The organism is Streptomyces sp. SolWspMP-5a-2 (assembly GCF_900091845.1).
Taxonomy (GTDB): domain Bacteria; phylum Actinomycetota; class Actinomycetes; order Streptomycetales; family Streptomycetaceae; genus Streptomyces; species Streptomyces doudnae.
Window position 1 is genome coordinate 39,554 of record NZ_FMCI01000168.1, and the last position, 20,696, is coordinate 60,249.

Here is a 20,696-nt window from a genome sequence, read left to right on the forward strand (position 1 = left end):
CTCAGTCTCCTGTCACGTACGGGTGTGTCGGTTCCGGGGGCGGTCACGCGTCGAAGTCGAGCGTGACCTCGGCGGTGCGGGGCCGGGCGCGGCAGACGAGCGTGTAGCCCGCCGCCAGTTCCTCGGTGTCGAGGGCGTACTGCCCGCCCGCGAGGTCCACTTGGCCGGTCAGGACCTTGGCGCGGCACGTGCCGCACACCCCTTCGCGGCAGGCGTACGGCACGTCGGGGTGCGCCCGCAGCAGCGCGTCGAGGAGGACGTCCTCGCGCGGCTCCGTGGTGACGGCGGCACGGCGACCGCCGAAGAGGGCGGTGATCCGGGCGCCGGGCGCCGGCGTCGGAGGGGGCGTGCCCTCCCGCTCCGGAGTCCGGGGCGTCCCGGACGGCGCGGTGAAGGTCTCCGAGCGGACGGCCGCCGGGTCGGCGCCCTGATCGAGCAGCGCCTGTCGCGTCTCCGTGATCAGCCCGTCCGGACCGCACAGCGCGAACGCCGTGCCGGGACCGGGGCGGGCGTCCAGCGCGGCGAGCAGCCGTGGCAGTTTCGCGGTGTCGACGCGTCCGCTGACCAGTTCGCTGCCGCGGTCCTCGCGGGTGAGGACGTGCAGCGCGGTGAACCGGTCGACGAACGCGTCCTTCAGCTCGGCGAGTTCGTCCGCCAGCAGGGCCGTCGCGGTGGTGGGGACCGCGTGGACCAGGGAGACCCGGCAGGCGGGGTCCTCGCGCAGCACCGCCGCCGCCATCGTGATCAGCGGGGTGATGCCGGAGCCGCCCGCGATGAGCACGTGGTGCGCGCCGGGCAGCTCCGGCAGGGCGAAGGTGCCGCCGGGCGGGCCGAGTTCGAGGGTGTCCCCGGTGGCCAGGGTGGTCGTGGCGTACGCGCCGTAGCCGTCGGGGGCGCCCCGCTTGATGACCAGCCGGAAGGCGTCCGGGTCGCCGGGCGGCGGGCACACCGAGTAGCTGCGGCGCAGTTCGTGTCCGGGGCGGCGGTGCCGGACGACGACGTGGTCGCCGGGCCGGTGGGCGAAGGTGTCCCGCAGGTCGTCGGGGACGCGCAGGGTGACCGCGACCGCCTCCTCGGTCAGCCTGCGCACGCCGGTGACGGTCAGCCGGTGCCAGCCCGTGCGCCGGGGCCGCGGCGCCCGGGGGCCGGGAGCGGGGGCGTCCGTGTCCGGAGGGGCGAAGTCGTCCAAGGGAAGCCTCATACCGTGCTCATGTGCGGGAACGTCTCCCGGCACGCCGTGCACCGCAGCACCGACTGGCAGCGGGTGGCGCCGAAGGCGCTGTGCGGCCGGGTGGCCCGCGATCCGCAGTGCGGGCAGGGGACGCTGCCCAGTGCGACCGTGACGGGTCCGCCCGGCCCGGTGGCGTCGGCGGGGACGGGCGGCGCGATGCCGTGCGCCGCCAGCTTCCGCCGCCCGGCCGGGGTGATGCGCTCCGTCGTCCACGCTGGTGCGAGCACCTGCCGTACGCGCCCGTCGGGGTGGCCGCAGGCGGCGAGGACCTCCTCGACGGCGGAGGTGATGGCGGGCAGGGCGGGGCAGCCCAGGAACGTCGGGGTGATCTGCACCTCCAGCACGCCGTCCGCGTCCGGCGCCACGGAGTGGACGACGCCGAGGTCGCCGAGGCCGATCATCGGCAGCTCGGGGTCGGGCACGCTCTCGACCCGGGCCCGGACCTCCTCGGTGGAGCGGCGGTACGCGCTCACCAGGTGCCTCCCGGGAACTGGCGCCGCACCGACTGGAGTTCGGCGACGAGCACGCCGAACTCCTCCAGGTGCAGACCGTCGCGTCCGCCGCGGGCCTGCCAGCGGGGCGCCGGGACGGTGAGACCGGCGCCCGCGACGACCTCGCCGACCTCCCGCTCCCACGACGGGCGCACCGAGGCGGGCCCCGGCACGGTTCCGGCGGCGGCGAGGCGGGACACCAGGTCGTCCTCCTCGAAGAGTTCGGCGGTGTAGGGCCACACCCGGTCCAGGCCCGCCTGCATGCGCCGGGCGCTCTCCGGGGTGCCGAGGCCGAGGCGCCGCGTCCAGTCGTCGGCGTGCCGCCGGTGGAAGGCGACCTCGGTCGCGGCCCGCGCCCCGAACCCGGCGAGGTCGGGGTCCGGGCCGTCGGCCAGCGCCCGGTAGTACAGGACCGCGTAGTGCGTGTAGACGAGCTGACGGGCGACGGTCACCGCGAAGTCCCCGTTCGGCAGTTCCGTCACGAGGGCGTTGGTGAACTCGCGGTCCGCGCGGGCGAAGGCGTAGTCGTCCTCGGTGCGGCCGGTCCCGTCGAGCCCGCCGGCCCGGGTGTACAGGGTCCGGGCGTGGCCGACCAGGTCGAGGGCGATGTTCGAGAGGGCCAGGTCCTCCTCGATCGTCGGCGCCCGGGTGATCCACTGGCACAGCCGCTGGCCGAGGACGAGCGCGTCGTCGCCGAGGCGCAGCAGGTGCGCGGCGAGATCGGGGTCCTGGCCGGTGCGGGCGGTCTCCGCGGCCGTGTCACTGGTCGTGGTCACCGTCGGACCCCCTCTCGTCCGGTCCGGTCAGCGGGGCGTACTGCTCCGGGTACCGGTACGGCTTGTGCCGGGCGTTGCCGAAGTAGGGGTCGCGCTCGGCCGGGGAGACCGCGTGCACGGCGTCCGAGCGGACCACCCACAGGGACAGCGGGTCGCCCCGGCGGACGTAGAGGTCGCGGGCGCGGCCGAGGGCCATGTCGGCGTCGTCCGCCCGGACCGATCCCATGTGCTGGTGCGACAGGCCCCGGCGGGGCCGCAGGAAGACCTCCCAGGACGCGGGCGCGCCCTCCCGCTCCGTGCCGGTGGGTGTGCTGCTCATGCGGGCTCCTCCGTGCGGCCGTCGGCGTCCTCCCGGGCGGCGTACGCGGCCGACGCCTCCCGCACCCACGCGCCGTCCTCGTGCGCGGCGCGCCGGTGCGCGATCCGCTGCCGGGCCCAGTGCGTGTCGTCGCCGAGCGCGTCGCGGTAGGTCTCCCAGTCGACGGGGGTGAAGTCGTAGTGGCCGCGCTCCTCGTTCCAGCGGATCGCCGGGTCGGGCAGGGTCAGCCCGAGCCGCTCGGCCTGCGGGACGACGCTGTCGACGAAGCGCGCGCGCAGTTCGTCGTTGGTGTGGCGCTTGATGCCCCAGGCGATGGCGCGGCGGGAGACGGCGGCGCCGAGCGCGGCGGTGCGGGCGTCGGCCCCGCCCGCCTCGGTGTCCGGCGGGCCGAACATCAGCGCCACGGCGGGCAGCCACCAGCGGTCCACCGCGTCCTGCGCCATCCGCTTCTGCTCGGGCGTCCCCTCGCACAGCGCGCGCATCAGGTCGTACCCCTGCCGTACGTGGAAGGCCTCCTCCTGGCAGACGCGGCGCATCGCGCGGGCGTACGGGCCGTAGGAGGTCCGGCACAGGGGGGCCTGGTTGATGACGGCGGCGCCGTCCGTCAGCCAGGCGATGGCGCCGGTGTCCGCCCAGGTCAGGGCCGGGTGGTTGAAGGTCGCCGCGAAACGCTGCTGGCCGCGGTGGAGGGCGTCGAGGAGTTCGGCGCGGTCCACGCCGAGGGTCTCGGCGGACGAGTACAGGTAGAGGCCGTGGCCCGCCTCGTCCTGCACCTTGGCGATCAGCACCGACTTGCGGTGCAGGGACGGCGCCCGGGTCAGCCAGGCGCCCTCGGGCTGCATGCCGATGATCTCGGAGTGGGCGTGCTGGGCGATCTGGCGCAGCAGCATCCGGCGGTAGCCGTCGGGCATCCAGTCGCGCGGCTCGATCGTCTCACCGGCGGCGATGAGGGCGTCGAAGTGGGCGGGCAACGCGTCCTGGGGGGCGGGCGGCCCGTCCTGCCGGGCGGCGTGCTGCGGTGCGGCGACCGCCGAGGTCCCGGGCGTGCTCATACCGGACCGCCCGCGGCACTCCCGCTGCCGGCCCGCGCCGCCGTCCCGGGCCGGCGGCCGGCCGGACCCCGTACGCACTGCTTGGGCACTCGCACCACTCCTTCAGCGTCGACACCGCCCCGTGGGCGGCCACAGGCCGCCACGGACCACGAGCGGGCCGCGCGGCGGAACCTCCATCCGGAAAGAGGACGGGAGCGGGCCCCGCTATCCCCGCCCCCGCACAACGGCCGCGTGACAAAGGTCACGCCCTGCCGAGGGAGTGTGACGCGCCCCGCGCTCCTCTGCTTCGGGTGACACATCAGGCCCGCAGGGCGGCAGGCGTGCCGCAGCGAAAGGGGATCTCATGAGCACCATCAGGGAGTTGCTGGTCGAACTCACCGGTACCGCCGAGTACGCCGACCCCGGCGCCATCGGTGACGACGTCGACCTCGCCGCGAGCGGTATCGACTCCGGTGACCTGGTGCGTCTGGTCCTGCTCGTCGAGCAGCGGCTCGGGGTCGAGATCGGCGCCGAGGACATGGAGGAGCTGCGGTCGATCGCCGACTACGAGCGGTTCGTCGCCGGGCGGTCCACCGCCGGCGCCGGCGGCGGTGCGTGATGTGGCTGACCCAGCTGCTCGAACGCAACCGCCAGTGCTTCCCGGAGCGGACCGCGCTGGTCGACGAGGAACGCAGCGTCACCTGGGCCGAGTTCCATGACCGTACGGCCGAACTCGCGCGCGGTCTGGCGGAGTCGGGGATCGAGCACGGTGACCGGGTCGCCGTGCTGTCCAAGGACCGGATCGAGGTCCTGGAGAGCTACTTCGCGCTCGCCCGGCTCGGCGCGCTGTTCGTGCCCCTGAACCACAGCCTGACGGTTCCCGAGGTGGCCGGGATCGTCGAGCGGGTCGGCGCGGTCGCCGTCATCGGCGAGTCGGAGCTGCTCGACCGGCACACGACGCTCCCGGCGTCGGTGCGCATCCGACTGGCCCTCGACAAGCCCGGGTTCGAGGCGCTCGGCACGGTCGCGGCCGAGCGGGAGCTGCCCGCCGTGGCCGACACCGACCCGATCGCCGTGCTGCACACCTCGGCCACCACGGGGCAGGCCAAGGGCGTCACCGTCGACTCCGGCTCGTTCCGGGCCATCGCGCTCGGCTGGCTGGTCATGGCCCGCCCCACCGACGACATCGTCATGGTCAACTGCTGCCCGCTGTACCACGGCAGCATGGTCGTCTCCCTGACCTACCTGGCCGCCGGTGCCACGGTGGTGCTGACGCCGGGGTTCACCCCGCAGCGGGCCCTCGCCGCGGTGGAGGAGCACAGCGCCACGCACATGTGGCTGGTCCCGCAGATGCTGCGGTTCATGCTCCAGGCGAAGAGCTCGCACAGGACGGACCTGTCCTCGCTGCGGGAGATCCTCTACGGTGCCGCCCCGATGCCCCTCGACGTGTACGCGGAGGCGGTGGAGCGGCTCGGCTGCGGCTTCCGCCAGGTCTACGGCATGACGGAGGTCGGTGGTCCGTTCGTCACCCTCGGCCCCGACGAGCACCCCCTGCCCGGCGACGTCACCGCGCGCATCCCCTGCGGACGCGTGGTGCCCGGCATGTCCGCCCGCGCGGTGGACGGGGCCGGACGGGAACTGCCGCGCGGGGAGATCGGCGAGATGGTCGTGCGCGGGCCCGGCCTCATGCAGGGGTACTGGAACGATCCGGCGGCCACCGAGGAGATCCGCCTCGACGGCTGGGTCAGGACCGGTGACCTCGGCTTCATGGACGAGGAGGGCCGCATCCACCTCGTGGACCGCAGCAAGGACCTCATCATCCGGGCCGGGCAGAACGTCTACCCCTCGGAGATCGAACGCGCCCTGATGGCCCATCCGGCCGTCCGTGACGCCGCGGTCGTCGGTATGCCCGACGCGGACTACGGCGAGGTGCCGCTGGCGTACGTCGTGCTGGAGAGCGGGACCGAGGCCGGGGCGCCCGAACTGCTGCGCCACACCTCGACGTTGCTCGCGCCCTACAAGCGGCCGCGGCGCATCGAGTTCATCGAGCAGGTGCCGCGCAACCCCGCCGGGAAGATCATCAAGAAGCTGCTGCGGGCCTGAGGCCGTGGCCGCGTACACGGGTCCGGGTGGGCCGTCGCCGTCGACGGCCCACCCGGACCCGTGTACGCGGCCCCAGCTCCTCGCGCGGCTCGACCGGCTGCGGCCCCTGTGCGCCGCTGCCGGGCTCGGTCTCGGTGTCGCCCTCACCGCGGACCCGCTGGCGGTCCCCGCGGGACCCGCCGAGGAGACGGCCGCGGCGGAGATGCCGGCGCACCGGCGCCGCGAGTTCCTGGCGGGCCGGCTGGCCGCCCGGCGTGCGCTGCGCGCGGTGGGGCTCGACTGCGGCGAGATTCCGCGGGCGGGCCGCCTGCCGCTGTTCCCGCCCGGGAGGGCGGCGTCGATCTCGCACAGCGCGGGCGTCGCGGTCGCCGTGGCCCGCGCGCCGGGCCGGGGCACCCCGCTCGGCTGCGACCTGGAGCTGCGTCCGCTGCCCGACGGCGCGGCGCGGCTGGTGCTCCGCGCGGACGAGGGGGAGCTGCTGCGGGGCGGCGGGTGGCCGGTGACGGCGCTGTTCTCGGCCAAGGAGGCCGCGTGGAAGGCGCTGTCCGGCTCCGGCGGGACGGGGGCGAGGAGCCTGCGTGACCTGCGGGCCGAGTCGTGCGGCGACGCCCTGCGCGTCGCGCTGCGCACGGCCCCGCACCGTGCCGTGCGGGTGTGCGTGATCCCGGTCGGGCCGGGCGTCTTCAGCTGCGTGCTGGAGTGATCGCGGCCGCCACCCGGCGCCGCGGGGGTGGCCGGAGGGGGCGCGGCTGACGCCCCCTCCCGCCGGTCACCGTGCGGGTGCGGACGGCGCACCCGTGCCGGTCACCGCGCCCCGACCAGCACCGCCATGTTCCCCGCCGGATGCCGGTTCTCGTGGATGAGCTGGTGGGCCAGGCCGATCTCGTCGAAGGCGAACGTGCGGGACAGGCACGGGTCGACGACGCCCTGGTCGATGAGGCGGGTGATCTCGCGGGCCTCGCGGGCGCTCGCGACGTGGGAGCCCTGCAGGCGCTTCTGCCGCATCCACAGGAAGCGCAGGTCCACGTCGCCGTTGTAGCCGGTGGTGCCGCCGCAGATGACGACCATGCCCCCGTTGTCGCACATGTACATGGACGTGGGGACGGTGTCGGCGCCCGAGTGTTCGAGGACGATGCGCGGGGCCCGGCGCTCGCCGAGCACCTCCCAGAAGCGTCGCCCGAACGCGCGCGCCCCCTTCAGCCAGCGGCCCATCGCCTCCTCGTCGGAGGTGTCGGGGAGGCGGCCCCAGTGGTCGAACTCGCGTCGGTCGATCCAGCCCTTGGCGCCGAGCCGCACGCAGTACTCGCCGCGCTCCTCGCTGGAGACGACCGCGACCGGGATGCCGCCGACGTGCTTCACGAGCTGGATGGCGATGCAGCCGAGGCCGCCCGCGCCGCCCCAGATCAGCACGGGGTCGCCGGGCCTGACCGTGTGCGGGTCCCAGCCGAAGAGCTGCCGGTAGGCGGTCGCTGCGGTGGCCATGTAGCAGGCGGACGCGGCCCAGGACAGGGCCTTCGGCTTGGGGTGCAGCATGTAGTCGTCGACGACCGCGAACTGCGCGAAGGAGCCGAAGTTCTCCTCGTACCCCCACACACGCTGCGAGGTGGAGAACGCGGGGTCGGCGCCGAGGCGGATGTCCTCGGCGGCCTCGTCCCAGCGGCTGGCGAGGACGACGACCTCGTCGCCGAGGCGCACGCTCCGGACGTCCTCGCCGACGGCCCACACCACGCCCGACAGGTCGGAGCCGCCGATGTGGAAGTCCTCGGTGGCCCCCGCCTTCTGGCGTGCGGCGATGACGTCGAGCGGTTCGCCGAGCGCCGCCCACACGTTGTTGTAGTTGACGCCGGCCGCCATCACCTTGACGAGCACCTGTCCGCGGCCGACGTGCGGGACGTCGACGACCTCGGTGCGGAAGGCGTCGACGGGCTGCCCGTAGCGCTCCTGGCGGATGAGGGAGGCGTACATCTGCTTGGGCGCGGTGCCGAGCGGCGGGGCGTCGCCGAGTTCGTACAGGTTCTGGGTCGCGTGCACAGGAGGCCCTTCGTGACGGGTGCGGGTGGCGGGGGGGGGAGGAAGCGGGGGGGTCAGGCGGTGCCGTCCGGCCGCAGCGCCTTGGCGACGGCGGCGCCGATCCGGGCGATGGGGTCGGGCTCGGTCATCTCGTAGTGGCCGCAGGGCACCCGGTGGTCGTGGAGGGCGCCGTCGACGTGGGGGCGCCAGGCGTCGGCCTTGCCCGGCATGACCGCGAGGTCCCCGGCCCCGTCCGTCTCCTCCTCAGCGCTGAAGAACAGCACGTCCCCCCGGTAGACGCCCGGGGCGAACTGCGGAGCGAGGCGCAGGTTGTTGCGCATGACCTCGGCGATGGCGGCGGCCTCGGCGCGGGTCACGGGGGAGGTCGCCCGGTCGGCCGTGACCGCCGCGTCGATGCGGTCGAGTACGGCGTCGACGTCGCGCGGGTCCGCGCCCTGCCCGGCGGGCAGCCCCGCCACCCTCGTCAGGAGGGCCGCCACCTGCCGTTCCGCGGCGTCCGGGTCGTGGGCGGTGCCGTGCGGCTGGGGCGCGTCGAGCATCGCGAGCAGCTCCACCCGCTCCCCCTGCTCCTGCAGCGCGCAGGCCATCGCGTGGGCGACGAAACCGCCGTAGGACCAGCCGAGCAGCCGGTACGGGCCCGCCGGCTGCACCTCCCGGACGAGGCCGACGTAGTGGGCGACCATGGCCGCGGCGTCCGGCGCCGGTGGGCGGGTGCCGTCGAGCCCGGCGGCCTGGATGCCGTACACGGGCTGCTCGCCGCCCAGGTGCGGCAGCAGTCCCGTGTAGCGCCAGGAGACGCCCGCGCCGGGGTGGACGCAGAACAGCGGCGCGGCGCTTCCCTCCGGGCGCAGCGGCAGGAGCGGACCCAGCGCGGCCGACCCGGGGGGCGCGGAGTCGGCGCCGGTGTCCTCTGCGGTCGCGAGGACACCGGCCACCGTGGGCGCGGCGAGCAGGGTCGCGGCGGGCACGTCGAGGACCCCGGCACTGCGGAGCCGTCCGGCGAGGAGGACGGCGCGCATCGAGTCGCCGCCGAGGTCGAAGAAGTTGTCGTTGACGCCGATCCCGCCGATGCCGAGGGTCTCCTCCCAGAGCCGGGTCACGGCTTCCTCGCGGTCGGTGCGCGGCGGCACGTGTCCGGTCGTCAGGCGGGGGCGCGGTGCCAGACCCGTGCCCGGCGCCGCCGCGGCGGAGCTGTCCGCGGCGTCGGGATCCGTCCGGGCGCCGGGGGCGTCGATCCAGTGGCGGTGCCGTTCGAAGGCGTACGGGGGCAGGGGGACGCGCCCGGGGGTGCCCGGGACCGGGGGCAGCGCGCTCTCCACGCCCGCGCTCCACAGGCGGCCGAGCGCCTCCGTGAGGACGAAGTCGTCCGGGGCGTCGGCCTTGGCGTGGCGCATCGTCGTCACCGTGACCGGGGTGTGCTCGGCGAGCTGGGCGGCGGCGAGCTTGGTCATGGTGTCGCCGGGGCCGATCTCCACGAGGACCGGGGCCATGCGCTCCCACAGGGACGTGACGCCGTCGGTGAAGCGGACGGTGCGGCGCGTGTGGTCGAGCCAGTGCTCGACCGAGGTGGCCTGTGCGTCGGTGACCCAGGTGCCGGTGACGTTGGTGACGTACGGGATGCGCGGCGGGCGCAGGGTGAGGGTGCGCAGGTGGCTCTCGAACGTGCCGAGGACCGGGTCCAGGACGTGGGAGTGGGCCGCGGCGGGGATGCGCAGCCGCCGGAACGGGAGGTCCCTGCGCGCCAGTTCGGCCTCGAAGCGGGCGACCGCGTCGGCGTGCCCGGCGACGGTGCAGGCGGCGGGCCCGTTGACCGCGGCGAGGGACAGGTCGTCGTCGAGGAGCGGCAGCAGTTCCTCGGCGGGTGCCGCGACGCCGACCGTCGCCCCGCCCGCCGAGGCGATGAGCCGGACCCGCTCGGTGACCAGGGGCAGCATGGCGTCGAGGTCCATGACCCCGGCGAGGCAGGCGGCGGTGTACTCGCCGAGGGAGTGCCCGATGAGCGCGTCCGGGCGGACCCCGGCCTCCATGAGGGTGCGGGCGAGCGCGTACTCGGTCGCCACTAGGCCCGCGAACAGGGCGGTGCCGTCGGGCTCCGGGTCGTCGAACAGGGTGGTGCGCAGGTCGGCGTCGAGGACGGGCCGCAGGATGCGCGCGCACTCGTCGACGATGTCGCGGTAGACGGCGTGGCCGCGGTACAGCTCCGCGCCCATGCCGGGGTACTGGGTGCCGCCGCCCGGCAGCAGGAAGGCCACCCGGGCGGGTTCACCGGTCAGGGCGGGGGTGGCGGGCGCGGCGGTGCGCAGCGCGGCCAGCGCCTCGTCGCGGGAGGCCGCGGTCACGGTGAGGCGGTGGGGCAGCGCGGGCCGCTGTGTGCGCAGGGAGTGGGCGACGTCGTCCAGGCGCAGGCCGGGGTGGCGGTCGAGGTGGCGGGCGAGGGCGTCGGCCTGGCCCCGCAGCGCGCCCGTGGTCCGCGCCGACAGCGGGAGGACCAGTCGGTGGCCGTCCTCGGGGGCCCGGGGCGCGGCGGGCGCGGCGGGCGGTGCTTCCTCCAGGACGACGTGCGCGTTGGTGCCGCCGATGCCGAAGGCGCTGACGGCGGCCCTGCGCGGCTGGTCCCCGGCCGCCCAGTCCTCCAGGGCGGTGGGCACCCAGAACGGCCCGGCGGCGAAGTCGATCAGCGGGTTGGCCTCGTCGAAGTGCAGGTTCGGCGGTATCTGCCGGTGTTCCAGGGCCAGTACGGCCTTGATCAGCCCGGCGATGCCGGCGGCGGCCCCGAGGTGGCCGATGTTGGTCTTCACCGAGCCCAGGGCGCAGAACCCGGTGTCGTCCGTGCTCTGCCGGAACGCCTCGGTCAGCGCGGACACCTCGATGGGGTCGCCGAGTTTGGTGGCGGTGCCGTGCGCCTCGACGAGACCGATGCTGCCCGCGTCGACCATCGCCTGCGCCTGGGCGGCGAGGATCACCTCGGTCTGCCCGGCCGAACTGGGCGCGCTGAAGCCGACCTTGCGGCGTCCGTCGTTGTTGACGGCGCTGCCCCGGATGACGGCCCGGACGCGGTCGCCGTCGGCGAGGGCGTCCTCCAGGCGCTTGAGGACGACCGCCCCCACGCCGTCGCCCGAGGAGGTGCCGGCCGCGTCGGCGGCGAAGGCGCGGCAGTGGCCGTCGGGCGAGAAGGGGCCGTCGGGCACGTGCCGGTAGCCGAGCCGCGCCGAAGGGTTGAGGGAGACGGCGGCGGCGAGCGCTGTGTCGCACCGGTAGTCGAGGAGTTCCTGGCAGGCGGTGTGCACGGCGACGAGCGCGGTCGAGCAGGCCGTCTGGAGGGAGACGCTGGGCCCGGTGAGCCCCAGCTCGTAGGAGAGGCGGGTGGCGAGGGTGCCGAGGGAGTTCGCGGTGGCCGCGTGCACGAGCGCCACCGATCCGGGCTGCCCGGCGAAGCGCGGGTGGACGTGGCCCGGGTAGTAGCGGCTGTCGCCGCTGCCCGCGTACACGCCGACCGTGCCGACCGCCTCCGCGGCGCCGGGGCCGAGGCATCCGGCGTTCTCCAGTGCCTGGTAGGCCGTCTCCAGGAGCAGCCGCTGCTGCGGATCGACGACGGCGGCCTCGGCGGGGCTGTAGCCGAAGAACCCGGAGTCGAACCGGTCGATGCCCTCGACGACCGACGCCATGCGGATCAGGGAGGGGTCGTCGAGGTCGGCCGGGTCGCCGCCCGCGGCGAGGAACTCCTCGTCCGTGACGGGCCGTACCGACTCGCGGCCCGCCGCCAGGTTGTCCCAGAAGGCGTCCAGGTCGTCGGCGCCGGGGAAGCGTCCCGCCATGCCGATGACGGCGATGGCGGGCGCCTCCTCGTCGTAGCCGTCCTGTCCCTCCTGCGGGACGGGGGTCTCACGCATTCCCTCGGTCCTTCCCGTGCCGGGCGGTGCGGCGGGCCCGTGCCGCGCGCTGCCGCTGTGCCTTTTCCTTGGCCTTGTCCAGACCGTTCGGCTCGGCCTCCGCGGGCCCGTGCCGGTCCGCCGGCTCCTGCGCCGCCGCACCGGTGTCGGCCGGGTCCGTCCCGGTCTCCGTCAGGGTCGACAGGTGCCGGGCGAGGTCGCGGACGGTGGGGTGGGCGAAGAGGTCGACGACCGTGATCTCGCAGCCGAACTCCTTGGTGATCGCGCTCTGGGCCGTGACCAGGAGCAGGGAGTTGCCGCCGAGGTCGAAGAAGTTCTCGTCCCGGCCGACCCGGTCGCAGCCGAGGACGCCGCACCAGAGCCGGGCCAGCCCGCTCTCCAGGCGCCGCAGCCGCTCCCCCGTGTCCGGCCCGGCCTGCTGGGCGGCGCTGCCCGCCGACCGCAGCACCCAGGCGTCGCCGAGTCCCGCGGCCCGTGCGGCGTCGGCCGCCGCGCCGTACAGGGCTCCCAGATCGGTGCCCTCCTCCAGGGCGACCCGCGCGGCCGGGCGGCGTACCTGCCGTGCCTCGCCCGCGACATGGCTGCGCACCCAGGGGGCGCTGCGGTCCGCGCCGATCAGCAGGTGCGGCTCGTCCAGGGTGCGGGCCAGGTCGAGGGAGCGCAGCGCGGAGGGAGTGTCGAGGACCCGGTAGCCGCGGGCCTCGCCGAGCGCGGCGAGACCGTAGCCGCGGCTCATCCCGCGCTCGTTCCACAGGCTCCACGCCAGGCTCTGCGCGGGCAGGCCTTGGGCGCGGCGGTGCAGGGCGAGGGCGTCGAGGAAGGCGTTGGCGGCGGCGTACGAGGCGTTCATGGCGCCGCCGAACCAGCCGTTGACGGAGGAGAAGGTGAGGAACGAGGTCACCGGGTGGTCGGCGGCGACGCGGTGCAGGGTCCACGCACCGGCCACCTTCGCGTCGAGCGCCCGCCGCCAGGAGGCGGGGTCGAGGTCCCGGACGGGCCGCTCGTCGCGCACTCCGGCGAGGTGCAGCACCGAGGTCAGGGGCGCGCCCCAGGCGGCGGCCGCCTCGTCCACGGCGGCCCGCACCTGGGCGTCGTCGGTGATGTCGGCGCACGCGTAGCGGACCTCGCCGAGGGCGCGCAGGCGGCGCAGCGCCTCGACGCGGTCGGCCACGGGGCCGCCCTCGGCCGGATGCCGCGGCCGGCTGTCCTCGGCGGGCAGCGGAGTGCGGCCCAGCAGCAGCAGGCGGGTGCCGGGCGTCTTCAGCAGATGCGCGGCGACCTCGCTGCCGACGCCGCCGAGGCCCCCGCTGACGAGCTGGAACCCCTCGGGGCCCGCGACCGGTTCGGCGCGCGACGGCTCGTCGGGCAGCGGGGCGAGGCGGCGTACGTACCGCAGGCCGCCGCGGTACGCGACCTCGGCGTCGGGCGCCGTCCCGGCCGTCTCCGCGAGCAGGACGGCCACGGGGTCCGACGGGGCGGCCGGGTCGAGGTCGAGGTGCACTCCGCGCAGCCAGGTGAACTCCTCACCCAGCGACTTCAGGAGGGCGCCGGCCATGGCGTGCGCCGGGGCGGCGTCGTCCCCGGGCGCGACGGCCTGGGCTCCCGCCGTCACGTGGAGCAGGCCGACGGGGCGCTGCTGTCCGGGCCGGGCGGCGAGGGCGCGGGCGAGCGCGAGGAGGGAGTCGGGGCCGGTGTCGTCCAGGGGCTCCTGCACCGTGCGGCTCAGGTGGACGACGGTGTCGACCGGCCGCCCGTCGGCGTGCAACTGCCGCAGCAGCGCCGTGTGATCGGTGTCGTCCGCGGTCCTGACCCGGTAGCGCGCCGCGTCGATCCGCTCGTACGCCGCGCCTCGGGTGACCACGGTGCACAGTCCGCCGTCCGCCCGCACGGCCTCGGCGAGCTGCCGCGCGAGGTCGAGCGCGGGCGGGTCGGTGTCCTCCGCCAGGACGAGGGTGTGCCGTCCGGCCGCACCCGGGTGGGAGGGGTGCCGCTCGGCCCGCTGCCACACCGGGCGCAGGAACCAGTCGGGCAGCGTGGCGGCGGTGCCCATCAGCAACTGGGCGGCGCGGACCGCCTCGTCGAGGTCGCCCGCCTCGAAGCTCTTGCGCAGCTTGGTGCGCTGGATCTTGCCGATCTCGGTCTTCGGGATCACGTCCTCGGCGACCGGGACGAGGAAGGCGGGGCTGACGCCGATCTCCCGGGTCACCTTGCCCGCGATGCCGCGCATCGCGGCGGCCGGGTCCTGGCCGGGGGCGAGATGGAAGAAGAGCGCGAGTTCGTCGGTGGTGGCCGAGGGGTCGACGCGCACGGCGACGGCCGCGGTGAAGCTGCGTACGACGCACGGCAGTTCCTCGACGCACGCCTCGATCTCGTGACTGTAGTGGTTGACGCCGTTGACGATGATGACGTCCTTGGCGCGGCCGGTGATGTACAGCTCGCCGTCCCGCAGGAACGCCAGGTCGCCGGTGTCGAACCAGCCGTCGTCGGTGAAGGCTTCGGCGTTGGCCTCCGCGTTGTCGTGGTAACCGCTGGTCACGGAGGCGCCGCGGACCTGGAACCGGCCGACGGCGCCCTCGTCGAGCAGCGTGCCGTCCTCGCCGACGACGCGCATGGCGAACCCCGGGTAGGGGCGGCCGCAGCTGACGAACGACGCGTCGCGGCTGTCCGCTTCGCCGGGCAGCACGGCGTCGGTGACGACCGAGCAGGTCTCGGACATGCCCCAGCCGGGGTGCATCACGTCCTGCGGCAGCCCGAAGGGCTTCAGCGCGTGCAGGAAGCGGCGCGCGGCGGACGCCACGACGACCTCACCGGCGTTCATGACCAGCCGCATCGGCGACAGGTCCCAGGCGCGGTCGAGGAAGCGGGCGGCCTGGTCGGCGAGGAGACCGAAGGCGAAGTTGGGCGCCCAGGTGACGGTGGTCGCGTGCCGGTCGGCGAGGTCCATCCAGCGCGTCGGGTCCTCCAGGATCCAGGAGGTCGGCGCGTGGATCTGGCGGCAGCCGAGGTAGACGTCGCGCAGGTGGAACATGACCACGCCGGTGACGTGGTCGAGCGGGATCCAGTTGAGCGTGGTGTCGTGCTCGTCGAGCCCGTTGAGCTGCGCGGTCGCGGCCGACCTGGTCAGGACGGCGTGGTGGCTCTGGCGGACGGCCTTGGGCAGGCCGGTGCTGCCCGAGGTCATCAGCATCAGCAGGAGGTCGTCGGGGCGGGCCTCGTACCAGTCGCGGTCCTCCGGCGCCTCGCGCAGGGCGTCGGCCGTCGTCAGCCGCAGACCGGGCCAGTCGCGCCGGGCCGCGAGGTCGCGCAGGTCCGCCTCCCGGTCCGGGGAGCACACGATCCAGGGCCGGCCGAGCATCGTCCAGATGCCCTCCAGCTTGGCCAGCGCCGCCGAGGGGACGCCGTACGAGGCGGGCACGGTCAGGGGGACGGCGACGAAGCCGCCGAGGATGCAGCCCCAGAGCGCGGCGAGGAAGTCCTCGCTCGCGTCGCACTGGAGGATCACCCGGTCACCGGGACGCAGCCCGGACCGGCGCAGTCCGCCGAGGACCCGGGACGCCTCCGTGATCAGCGACGCGTAGTCGCGCCGGTGCTCGCTGCCGTCGGCGTGGACGTGCACGACCTCGCCGTGCGGGCGCTGCGCGGAGCGGACCAGGGCCTGCGCCCAGCCGGACACCGACGGCCCGGCGAGTTCGGGGCCTTCGCTCAACGCCGGGACCGGGGACGCGAGGGACGTGTCCCCGTCCGGCGTGTGCGTCGCCTCGGGGCCGGTGCGGCGCGGGGTGCCGACGTGGCGGCGGCCCAGCTCCCCGGGGACGTCCTCGACCGTGACGTCGGCCGCGGTGACGCCGGGGAAGGAGGCGAGGCGCTCGCGCCAGGCGTCGGCGGCGGTGCGGTCGACGAGCGGCAGGGCGTGCAGCGCGTCGGCGTCGACGGCACCGTCGGGGGTGCGGGGCAGGACGGCGACCGCCGTGACCCGGACCGCGGTCCTCCCGTCGCCGCCCAGGAGCCGTTCGACGCGCTCGGCCGCTTCCGCCCGACCCGGCACGACGAACAGGCGCGGGGGTCCGCCGTCGTTCCCCGGTGCGGGCAGGGCGACCGCGTCGCGGATGCCGGGGACGGACAGGGCCGTGCGCAGCGCCTCGTGCGCGTCGGCCGGAGCGCCTGCGTCCGTCGCGGGGTGCGCGGTGCGCGGCGGGGGCGCGGGCAGCGCGTGGACACGGACGTCCGGGTCGGCGCACACGGCCGCGAGCACCTCGTGCAGCGCGTGCGCGAACGCCTCGGCCGTCGCCGTGTCGTACAGGTCGGTCGCGTACTCGACGTGCAGGTCGAGGCCGTCGGGCGCGCCTGCGTCGTCGTGGCGTTCGAGCACGTCGACGAAGAGGTCGAACTTGGCGGTGCCGGTGGCGGTGGGCCGCAGCGGAAGGTCCTGCCCGTCGAGGCGCAGGACGGCCCGCTCGTTGTTCTGCAGGGCCAGCATGACCTGGAAGAGCGGGTGCCTGGCCGGGTGGCGCGGCGGGTTCAGCTCCTCCACCAGCCGGTCGAAGGGCAGGTCCTGGTGGTCGAGGGCGCGCAGGTCGTGCGCGCGCACCTGGGCGACGAGGTCGCGGAACGCGGGGTCCCCCGCGGTGTCGGCGCGCAGGACCAGCGTGTTGGTGAGCAGGCCGATGACCTCGTCGAGGGCGGGTTCGGAGCGCCCGGCGACCGGGGTGCCGACGACGATGTCCTCGCCCGCGCCGCACCGGTCGAGCAGGGCGCTGACCGCGGCGTGCAGGACCATGAACAGGCTGGCGTTCTGCCGGTCCGCGAGCCGCAGCAGACCCTCGTGCAGTGCGGCGTCCACCACCGCCGAGACGTGGGCGCCGCCGCCGCGCGCGGACGCCGGGCGCGGCCGGTCGCCGGGCAGGGTGCACTCCTGCGGCAGGCCCGCGAGCGACTCGCGCCAGTGCGCGGTCAGCCGCTCCAGACGCCCGGGGCCCTCCGGCTCGGGGGCGAGGAGGGCGCGCTGCCACACGGCGTGGTCCGCGTACTGCACCGGCAACGCGTCCCAGGCGGGCGCCCGGCCCGCGCGGCGGGCCTCGTACGCGAGGCTCAGATCGTCGGCGAAGGGCCGCAGGGACCAGCCGTCGGCGGCGCTGTGGTGCAGGACGAGCAGCAGGGTGCGCTCGGGTCCCGCGCCGAACAGGGCTGCCGTGAGCGGGCCTTCGCGGGTCAGGTCGAAGCGGTGCCGCGCGGCGGCGGCGACCTGGGTGCCGATCTCCTCGGCCGGGCAGTCCACCCGCCGCAGAGCGGGCCGCAGCTCCCCCGGCGGCAGGATGCGCTGGTGGGGCACCCCGTCGTGCTCGGCGAACAGGGTCCGCAGGACCTCGTGCCGGTCGGTGACGTCACCGAGGGCCGCCCGCAGCGCCTCCGCGTCGACGGGCGCCCGCAGCGGCACGACGAGCGGGATGTTGTACGTGGCGGCGCCGTCGTCGAGCCGGGACAGGAACCACATGCGTTCCTGCGCGAAGGAGAGCGGCAGGCGCTCCGGCCGGACGACGCCGCCGAGCGCGGGCAGCGGACGGACGGTGTCGCCCCGCGCGGTGAGCCGCTCGGCGAGCAGGACCGGCGTCGGCCCGTCGAACACCGCGGTGATGGGCACCTCGATCCCCGTCTCCGCGCGCAGCCGGGCCAGCAGCCGGGTCGCGGAGAGGGAGTCGCCGCCCAGGGCGAAGAAGTCGGCGTCGGCACCGACCGTGTCCCGGGGCAGCCGCAGGACGTCCTCGAACAGCCGGCAGAGCAGGGACTGGTGGGGTGTGGCGGGACGGGCACCGGCCGCGGCCGCGGCGAAGTCCGGAGCGGGCAGGGCCTTGACGTCGAGCTTTCCGTTGGCCGTCAGGGGCAGGGCCGGCACGGGGACGCAGGCGGCCGGAACCATGTACTCGGGCAGGTGGGCGGCGGCGTGCGAGCGGAGGTCGCCGGGGTGGGGCGCCGTGTCCCCGGACGGGACGGTGTAGGCGACGAGTTGCCGCGCGCCGTTGTCGGCGCGGCGGACGACGACGGCGGCCCGCGCGACCTGCGGGTGCCGGGCGAGAACGGCCTCGATCTCGCCCAGCTCGATGCGGAAGCCGCGCAACTGCACCTGCGCGTCGGCCCGCCCGAGGTATTCGAGGGTGCCGTCGGCGCGGCGACGCGCCAGGTCGCCGGAGCGGTACATGCGCGTGCCGGGCTCCCCGAAGGGGTCGTCGAGGAAGCGTTCGGCGGTGAGGTCGGGCCGGTTCAGGTATCCGGCGGCCACCCCGGGCCCCGCCACGTACATCTCGCCGGTGGCGCCCGTCGGCACCGGTCGCCCGGCCTCGTCGAGGAGGTACACCCGGAGGTCCGCGAGGGGCGTGCCGACGACGCTGCCCCGGCGGGGGTCGTCCAGGTCCGCGCGGGTGAGGCGGTGGTGCGTGACGTGCACGGTGGTCTCGGTGATGCCGTACATGTTGACCAGCGCCGGACTCTCAATCCCGTACCGGTCGGTCCACGGGCGCAGCCGCTCGGGCCGCAGTGCCTCCCCGCCGAAGACGACGTAGCGCAGCGCTCCGGCCCCGGCGGGCAACTCCGCTTCGGCGTCGACGAGTTGCTCGAACGCGGACGGCGTCTGGTTGAGGACGGTGACGCCCTCGTCGCGCAGCAGCGCCAGGAAGTCCCGCGGCGAGCGGCTGACGGCGTACGGCACCACGACCAGGCGGCCGCCGTGCAGCAGCGCGCCCCAGATCTCCCACACGGAGAAGTCGAAGGCGTAGGAGTGGAAGAGCGTCCAGACGTCGTCCGCGCCGAAGTCGAAGTGCGCGCCGTCGGCGGGGGCCGTGGTGGCGGTGAAGAGGCGGACGACGTTCGCGTGCGGGACCGGTACGCCCTTGGGGCGGCCGGTGGAGCCCGAGGTGTGGATGATGTACGCGATGTCGGAGGGGCGGCGCGGGCCACCGCGCTCGGCGTCGGTCAGGGCGTCGGCGGACCGCCGGGCGAGGTCGTGCCGCACCGCCGGGTCACCGAGGGGCACCGTGGGGACACCGGCGGCGAACGGCAGGTCCGTGGCGTCGGCGTCGGTGACGAGCAGAACCGGCCGCGCGTCCTCGACGACCAGCCGCAGCCGCTCCGCCGGGTGCCCGGTGTCCAGCGGCAGGTAGGCCGCACCGGTCTTCAGCACGGCGAGCAGCGCGGGCAGCAGCCCGAGGTCCCGGCGCATCGCGAGGGCCACGACCTCGCCCGGCCCGGCGCCCCGCTCGACGAGCAGACGGGCCAACCGGTTGGCCTCGGCGTCCAGTTCGGCGTAGGTGAGGCTGTCGCCCTCGCAGGTCACGGCCGTCCGCTGCGGGGCCTCGGCGGCGCGCTGCTCGAACAGCTCGGAAAGGGTGTCGGTGACCGGGGAGGCGGAGACGGACGCGTCGCGCGGGGACTCCCCCGGCAACAGCAGATCGAGATCGCCCAGCAGCGAGGTCGGTCCGGCGGCGACCAGTCGGCGCAGGAGCAGCAGGAACCGGTCGCGGTGGAGGGCGAGTTCGTCCTCCTCGTACAGCGCCGGGTTGGCGTCGAAGGCCAGCCACAGCCCACCGGACTCCGTGCCGGGCCGGACGGAGATCTGCAGGTCGTCGACGGCGCCTCCGGACAGATGGTGCCAGATGGCGGGCTGCCCGCCGAAGTCGAGGGACTCGGTGAACGGGACGATGTTGAGGACCGGCCCGTACATGCGGCGGCCGGTGCCGAGCAGGCCGAGGTCACGGCGCAGGAACTCGCCGCGGTAACGCTGGTGGTCGCGCAGCGCCTTCAGCTCGTCGGCGACGGCGCGCGTCAGTTCCTGGACGGACTCGCCGGGGGTGGCGGGCACCCGCAGCGGCAGGACGTCGGAGGCGGTGCCCGGGGTCCGCAGCGCGGCGCTGCCGAGGCGGCTCATGGTGGCCAGGCCCAGGACCAGGTCCTCGGCGCCGGTCATCCGGTGCAGGAACGCGAGGACGGCGGTGGCGAGGAGGTCGGTGCGGGAGACGCCGAGGCGGACGGCTGCCGCGGCCAGTTCCTCGGCCTCGGCGGGTGACAGTTCCGCGGTGCGGCGCAGGAACGGGGCGACCGGGGCGGCCGTGCGCCGGGTGAGCCGGGCGGGCTCGGGCAGTCCGTCCAGCCGCTCGGCCCAGTGGGCGCGGTCGCGTTCGCAGCGGTCGGACTCGAGATAGGCGGCCTCGTCGGTCCGCAGCCGGTCGACGGGGGCGAACAGGGTCGGGGCGGGCTGCTCGCCGGAGGCCAGCGCGTTGTAGGTGTCGGCGAGCCGTCGCCCGACGAGCTTGTAGCTGTAACCGTCGAGCAGAATGTGATGGGCCCGCAGGAACCAGATGTGCCGGTCGGGCGCGAGGGTCAGCAGGGCGTGCGAGAACAACGGCCCCTTGTCGATGTCCACAGGGGTCGCGAGGTCCGCCCGGATCCATTCCCAGGCGGCATTCTCGGGATCGTCCGCGCCGCGCACGTCGACACGGTGCAATGACCAGTCGTCCGATCCTTGCTCCGCCTGCCGGTATCGGGGCCCGTCATCGGTTTCGAGGAAACGCAGGGCGAACGTGTCGGCTTCACCCACGGTACGTCGCAATGCGTTCTCGAACAGGTCAAAATCGACAGGTCCGAATATTTCCACGGCTTCGCCGGTATTGTAGGCGGCACTGTCCGGGGAAAGCCGCTGCGCGTACCAAAGCCCTTCCTGTGCTCTGGTGAGCTGCCGGGCTCCGCCGAGCGGTCGGGCATCGGTCGACGGCTGGTCCTGGGGCAGCGGTCGACGATCGTCCTCGTGCAGTGACATGGCACATCCCTCACGCGGCAA

At 75.2% G+C, this 20,696-nt stretch carries 11 protein-coding genes; 3 read left to right on the forward strand and 8 right to left on the reverse strand.

The annotated features are described in order from the left end of the window. Positions 1-43 precede the first annotated feature (43 nt). From GA0115242_RS17565 to paaA, 5 genes are read right to left on the reverse strand one after another with little or no spacing between them, the layout of a single operon-like run. Positions 44-1,201, reverse strand: coding sequence for a 2Fe-2S iron-sulfur cluster-binding protein (locus GA0115242_RS17565; protein ID WP_093829485.1), 1,158 nt, complete (start codon positions 1,199-1,201; stop codon positions 44-46). Then, on the reverse strand, positions 1,198-1,704 hold the full coding sequence (paaD, locus tag GA0115242_RS17570; protein WP_093829487.1) for a 1,2-phenylacetyl-CoA epoxidase subunit PaaD: 507 nt from the start codon (positions 1,702-1,704) through the stop codon (positions 1,198-1,200). The genes GA0115242_RS17565 and paaD overlap by 4 nt, the downstream gene beginning before the upstream one ends. Then, the gene (gene paaC / locus GA0115242_RS17575) at positions 1,701-2,498 is read right to left on the reverse strand and encodes a 1,2-phenylacetyl-CoA epoxidase subunit PaaC (RefSeq protein ID WP_093829489.1); all 798 of its coding nucleotides are present in this window, start codon (positions 2,496-2,498) and stop codon (positions 1,701-1,703) included. Before paaC ends, paaD begins: the two co-directional genes overlap by 4 nt. Beyond that, entirely contained in the window at positions 2,482-2,817 is a 336-nt protein-coding gene (gene paaB, locus GA0115242_RS17580; RefSeq protein ID WP_093829491.1) for a 1,2-phenylacetyl-CoA epoxidase subunit PaaB, read from the reverse strand. Before paaB ends, paaC begins: the two co-directional genes overlap by 17 nt. After that, positions 2,814-3,869, reverse strand: coding sequence for a 1,2-phenylacetyl-CoA epoxidase subunit PaaA (gene paaA, locus GA0115242_RS17585; protein WP_237549123.1), 1,056 nt, complete (start codon positions 3,867-3,869; stop codon positions 2,814-2,816). Before paaA ends, paaB begins: the two co-directional genes overlap by 4 nt. A gap of 343 nt (positions 3,870-4,212) precedes the next feature. Here paaA and GA0115242_RS17590 point away from each other — a divergent pair, with 343 nt between their 5' ends. The 3 genes from GA0115242_RS17590 to GA0115242_RS17600 are packed head-to-tail and all read left to right on the forward strand — an operon-like array spanning position 4,213 to position 6,654. Beyond that, a complete protein-coding gene (locus GA0115242_RS17590; protein WP_093829493.1) occupies positions 4,213-4,467 on the forward strand; it encodes an acyl carrier protein in 255 nt (84 codons plus the stop codon). Next, the gene (locus GA0115242_RS17595) at positions 4,467-5,951 is read left to right on the forward strand and encodes a class I adenylate-forming enzyme family protein (protein WP_093829495.1); all 1,485 of its coding nucleotides are present in this window, start codon (positions 4,467-4,469) and stop codon (positions 5,949-5,951) included. The genes GA0115242_RS17590 and GA0115242_RS17595 overlap by 1 nt, the downstream gene beginning before the upstream one ends. 4 nt (positions 5,952-5,955) lie before the next feature. After that, complete coding sequence (locus tag GA0115242_RS17600; protein WP_161353183.1) at positions 5,956-6,654, forward strand: enterobactin synthetase; 699 nt, start codon at positions 5,956-5,958, stop codon at positions 6,652-6,654. 101 nt (positions 6,655-6,755) lie between these two features. On the opposite strand, the gene ccrA is transcribed toward GA0115242_RS17600, so the two are convergent. From ccrA to GA0115242_RS17615, 3 genes are read right to left on the reverse strand one after another with little or no spacing between them, the layout of a single operon-like run. Further along, positions 6,756-7,982: a crotonyl-CoA carboxylase/reductase gene (ccrA, locus tag GA0115242_RS17605; protein ID WP_093829497.1), complete on the reverse strand. Its 1,227-nt coding sequence runs from the start codon at positions 7,980-7,982 to the stop codon at positions 6,756-6,758. 53 nt (positions 7,983-8,035) lie between these two features. Further along, positions 8,036-11,872 carry a type I polyketide synthase gene (locus GA0115242_RS17610; RefSeq protein WP_093829499.1) on the reverse strand — a complete coding sequence of 1,279 codons (3,837 nt, stop codon included), beginning with the start codon at positions 11,870-11,872 and terminating at the stop codon, positions 8,036-8,038. Next, positions 11,865-20,675 carry a non-ribosomal peptide synthetase gene (locus tag GA0115242_RS17615; RefSeq protein WP_093829501.1) on the reverse strand — a complete coding sequence of 2,937 codons (8,811 nt, stop codon included), beginning with the start codon at positions 20,673-20,675 and terminating at the stop codon, positions 11,865-11,867. The genes GA0115242_RS17610 and GA0115242_RS17615 overlap by 8 nt, the downstream gene beginning before the upstream one ends. Between the last annotated feature and the right edge of the window lie 21 nt (positions 20,676-20,696).

Bases quoted from the DNA above. Each gene is read 5' to 3' on its own strand.
- GA0115242_RS17610 (WP_093829499.1), bottom strand. From the start codon at position 11,872: ATGCGTGAGACCCCCGTCCCGCAGGAGGGACAGGACGGCTACGACGAG.
- GA0115242_RS17595 (WP_093829495.1), top strand. From the start codon at position 4,467: ATGTGGCTGACCCAGCTGCTCGAACGCAACCGCCAGTGCTTCCCGGAG.
- GA0115242_RS17565 (WP_093829485.1), bottom strand. From the start codon at position 1,201: ATGAGGCTTCCCTTGGACGACTTCGCCCCTCCGGACACGGACGCCCCC.
- paaA (WP_237549123.1), bottom strand. From the start codon at position 3,869: ATGAGCACGCCCGGGACCTCGGCGGTCGCCGCACCGCAGCACGCCGCC.
- GA0115242_RS17590 (WP_093829493.1), top strand. From the start codon at position 4,213: ATGAGCACCATCAGGGAGTTGCTGGTCGAACTCACCGGTACCGCCGAG.
- paaB (WP_093829491.1), bottom strand. From the start codon at position 2,817: ATGAGCAGCACACCCACCGGCACGGAGCGGGAGGGCGCGCCCGCGTCC.
- GA0115242_RS17615 (WP_093829501.1), bottom strand. From the start codon at position 20,675: ATGTCACTGCACGAGGACGATCGTCGACCGCTGCCCCAGGACCAGCCG.